Origin of the sequence: Rhodoferax sp., assembly GCF_023701345.1 — a bacterium.
Taxonomy (GTDB): Bacteria; Pseudomonadota; Gammaproteobacteria; order Burkholderiales; family Burkholderiaceae_C; genus Rhodoferax.
The window spans coordinates 1-3,887 of record NZ_JAMPXE010000197.1 but is presented as its reverse complement, the minus strand read 5'-3'; the positions used below and the strand labels follow the sequence as shown (position 1 = coordinate 3,887).

Annotated in this window: 5 protein-coding genes; all 5 read left to right on the top strand. The window is 62.3% G+C overall.

What is annotated here, in order from left to right:
* The first annotated feature begins 2 nt into the window (after positions 1-2).
* The gene (locus tag NDI87_RS16860) at positions 3-185 is read left to right on the top strand and encodes a hypothetical protein (protein ID WP_296276739.1); all 183 of its coding nucleotides are present in this window, start codon (positions 3-5) and stop codon (positions 183-185) included.
* A gap of 13 nt (positions 186-198) precedes the next feature.
* Complete coding sequence (locus NDI87_RS16855; RefSeq protein WP_296276738.1) at positions 199-1,377, top strand: formate dehydrogenase subunit gamma; 1,179 nt, start codon at positions 199-201, stop codon at positions 1,375-1,377.
* Between the two features lie 19 nt (positions 1,378-1,396).
* Positions 1,397-1,723 (top strand): hypothetical protein, encoded by a 327-nt coding sequence (locus NDI87_RS16850; protein WP_296276737.1) that lies wholly within the window; start codon positions 1,397-1,399, stop codon positions 1,721-1,723.
* Between the two features lie 2 nt (positions 1,724-1,725).
* A complete protein-coding gene (locus tag NDI87_RS16845) occupies positions 1,726-2,664 on the top strand; it encodes a formate dehydrogenase accessory sulfurtransferase FdhD (RefSeq protein ID WP_296276736.1) in 939 nt (312 codons plus the stop codon).
* Between the two features lie 80 nt (positions 2,665-2,744).
* The coding region (locus NDI87_RS16840) for an FtsX-like permease family protein (protein ID WP_366029127.1) at positions 2,745-3,887 on the top strand (1,143 nt) is incomplete at its 3' end.

Here is a 3,887-nt window from a genome sequence, read left to right as displayed (position 1 = left end):
GTTTGGTTGCCTGCGGCGACCAGCCCCAGGCGCTGGAGACCAGCACGAGGGACAGCGCGGCCTACACCGGAACGGGCAAGGCGTTTGTCAATCAAGACTGGAAGCAGGGCGACAAGGCCAGTTGGGAGTCGCAACTCAAGGCGCGCAACCAGTACGGTCAGAACGACTACACCCGCATGAACTGAGCAGGAGGCCCCCATGATCAAAGCCTTTTCAGTTGTTGCTGCGCTGGCCCTGTGCTGGGGCAGCGCCGTGGCCCAAACCACACCAGCACCCGCTTCCGATCCCGTTGCCGCACCCGCTGCGGTCATGCCGGGCATCCAGAGCCAGAACATCATGGATGTCAAGCCCGATGCCAGCGAGGCGCCTGGTTATGCCAACCAGACCAATGGCGAGCGTGCCAAGGTGCAGCCCGGCAACAACGCGCCCATGTGGCGCCAGGTGAACTCGGGCGTGGCCGGCTACAGCAGTTTGCCAGTGACGCAGGCGCCTGAAGCCGGGGTGCTGATCCAGCCCTTCGTGCAATACCCCGGCTCACGCCTGACCAATGCCGGCGAAGCCTGGCGCCAGGTGCGCAACAACTGGCTGATTCCCTATGGCGGCGCGCTGCTGTTGATCGTGCTGGGTGCGATTGCCCTGTTTCACTTCAAGATCGGCCCCATCAAGGTTCATGGGGAGCCGACCGGGCGCCTGGTTGAGCGTTTCTCTGTATTCGAGCGGTCAGCGCACTGGGCCAATGTGGCGGCCTTTCTCACCTTGGCGGTGTCCGGGCTGGTGATGGCCTTTGGCAAGTTTTTCCTGCTGCCGGTCATGGGCGTCACGCTGTTTGGCTGGCTGAGCTATTTACTCAAAAATGCGCATAACTTTGCCGGACCGCTGTTTGCGGTGTCTTTGCTGGTGGTGATCGTGACCTTCATGCGCGACAACCTGCCGGCCAAGGGTGACCTGGCCTGGTTGCTCAAGGGCGGCGGTATTTTTTCGGGCCATGAAATTGACTCTGGCCGCTACAACGCCGGTGAAAAAGTGGTGTTTTGGGGCGGTGTTTTTGTGCTCGGCATCACTGTGGTGGTGTCTGGTCTGGCGATGGACAAATTGTTGCCCGGCTTGACTTATGATCGCAGCACCATGCAGATTGCCCACATGGTCCACTCGGTGTCGAATTTGCTGATGCTGGTCATGATGATGGGTCACATTTACCTGGGCACGCTGGGCACCAAGGGCGCTTATGAAGGCATGAAGACGGGTTATGTGGACGAAATCTGGGCCGAGCAACACCACAAGCTCTGGCTTGATGACATCAAGGCCGGCAGAATCCCGGCGCAACGCACCCCTGTTGCCACGCCGTCCGTCCAGGCGGGCAAGACGGTGCAAGTTTGAGAGGCCTGGAGACACTTTTATGACAAAGACAATGAAAACCCTGTGTACTGCCGCCGTGCTGGCCTTGCTGAGTTCAATGGCTGTGGCCAAGTTGCCAGCGCCGGAACTCTCGGATGAAGCCAAGGTCAAGGCGGCCGAGGCCGCAGCCAAGGCTGCGTGGGCCGGCAAGATAGATGGCTTCAAGCTGTGCCAGGCGCAAGACAAGGTGGTGGCCCATTACAAGAAGGCAGCTCCGGCCAACGCCTGTGTGGACCCCGGGCCGTTTGTTTATATGCCTGCCGATGCGGCACCTGTCGCCGCTGCAGCACCCGCTGCATCAACGGCTGCTCCCGCCAAAAAGCCCTGAACTTGCTGCCCCGTCTTACCCAGGCACGCGCGCCGCTCACGCGCGAGGTGCTGGTCGTCAACGAGTTTGGCGACACCGACACCGTGTCCATTCCTGCCGAGCGTGCGCTCACCGTTTATGTGGACAAGCGTGAACTGGTCACGCTCATGACGCTGGGTGCGCACCCTGAATTGCTGGTGCTGGGCTTTCTGCGCAACCAGCGCCTGGTGGCAAGCAGGGCCGAGGTCGAGTCCATCACGGTCGATTGGGAGGTGGGTGCCGCCGCCGTCAAAACCCGCCAGGGCATCTCGGACATCGAGGCGCGCACCGCCAAGCGGGTGGTGACCACCGGTTGCGGCCAGGGCAGTGTCTTTGGTGACCTGATGGCCGAAGTGGACAACATCACACTGCCCGCTGCCACGCTCTCGCAAGCCGAACTGTACGGCATCGTCAACGCCATCCGCCTGCAGGAAACCACCTACAAATCCTCAGGCTCGGTGCATGGCTGCGCCCTGTTCCATGGCGCAGAGATGTTGGTGTTTGTCGAAGACGTGGGCCGCCACAACGCCATTGACACCATCGCCGGCTGGATGTGGATGAACACGAAAGAAAAAATGCGTGGGGCCGACAAGGTGTTCTACACCACTGGCCGGCTCACCAGCGAGATGGTCATCAAGTCCGCGCAAATGGGCGTGCCGATCGTGGTGTCGCGCAGCGGCATCACGCAAATGGGGCTGGATCTGGCACAGCGTCTGGGCCTGTGCGCCATTGGGCGGGCCACCAACAAGCGGTTTCTTTGCTACAGCGGGGCCAGTCGCCTGGTATTGCAGCCTGAATTGGCAGGAACGCGTATGGCGATGCAGCACACCGAACAGGAGTCGTCATCGCGAGCCAGCATCAGCGATCCAGGGCTGCATGGATTGCCGCGCTTCGCTCGCAATGACAAGGTTCTGTTAACTTAAACCGTCCAAACACACCCGCTGCGTCGGGTTGCTGGATCGCTTGGGCGCCGGTTTTTGCCTGAGTGCGCTATCGTTGCGTCATGAAAATCTCTTTTTTGCAATTGGGCTGGCGCTCTCTCACACGTGATTTGCGCGCCGGCGAACTGCGTTTGCTGATGGTGGCCGTGACGCTGGCGGTGGCGGCGCTCACCGCCGTGGGTTTTTTTGCCGACCGGCTCAAGGGTGGTTTGCAGCGTGATGCGCGCCAGTTGATGGGTGGCGATGCCGTGGTGTCCAGTGACAACCCGATTCCTGAAGCCTTCCTGACGCAAGTCAAGGCCCTGGGTTTGCAGCAGACGATCAACCTGAGTTTCCCGACCATGGCGCGCGCGCCCGAGCTTGCCGGTGGCGGCATCAAGCTGGTGTCGCTCAAGGTGGTGACCGAGGGCTACCCCCTGCGCGGGCGCTTGCGCGTGAGCGAGCAGCCGGATTCAAACGGCGCCTTGACCCGCGACATCCCCCAGCCCGGCCAGGCCTGGGTCGATGCCGCCTTGCTGGATGCGCTTGAAGTGCCGCTCGGGGGCGATTTGCTGCTGGGCGACAGCACGTTCAAGGTGAGCCGCATCATCGTCAACGAACCCGACCGTGGCGCGGGCTTCATGAATTTTGCGCCGCGCGTCATGATCAACCAGGCTGACGTTGAGGCCACCGGCCTGATCCAGCCCGCCAGCCGTTTGCGTTACCGACTCGCGGTGGCGGGCGAGGACCCGGCGGTGCAAAGCTTTGTCGACTGGGCGCAAGCGCAGGTCGAGTCGCACGCCGTGCGCGGTGCCAGGGTGGAGGCGCTGGAAGGCGGCCGCCCCGAGCTCAGTACCACGCTCTCGCGGGCTGAAAAGTTTTTGAATCTGGTGGCCCTGTTGGCGGCCCTGCTGAGCGCGGTGGCGGTGGCGCTGGCCGCCCGTGGTTTTGCCGCCAGCCATCTGGACGATTGCGCCATGCTGCGCGTGCTGGGCTTGCCGCAGCGCGCCATTGCTGCGGCTTACAGCTTTGAATTTGTGCTGGTCGGTCTGCTGGCCAGCGCCTTGGGCGTGCTGCTGGGTTTTCTGGTGCACTATGGTTTCGTCGCCTTGCTGGCAGGCCTGGTTGAATCCGCTTTGCCGGCACCGGGCATCTGGCCGGTATTGTTTGGCCTGGGCATGGGGCTGACACTGCTGCTGGCTTTTGGCCTGCCGCCGGTGCTGCAG

Coding starts and splice junctions, on each gene's coding strand:
- NDI87_RS16855 (WP_296276738.1), top strand. CDS start 199: ATGATCAAAGCCTTTTCAGTTGTTGCTGCGCTGGCCCTGTGCTGGGGC.
- NDI87_RS16850 (WP_296276737.1), top strand. CDS start 1,397: ATGACAAAGACAATGAAAACCCTGTGTACTGCCGCCGTGCTGGCCTTG.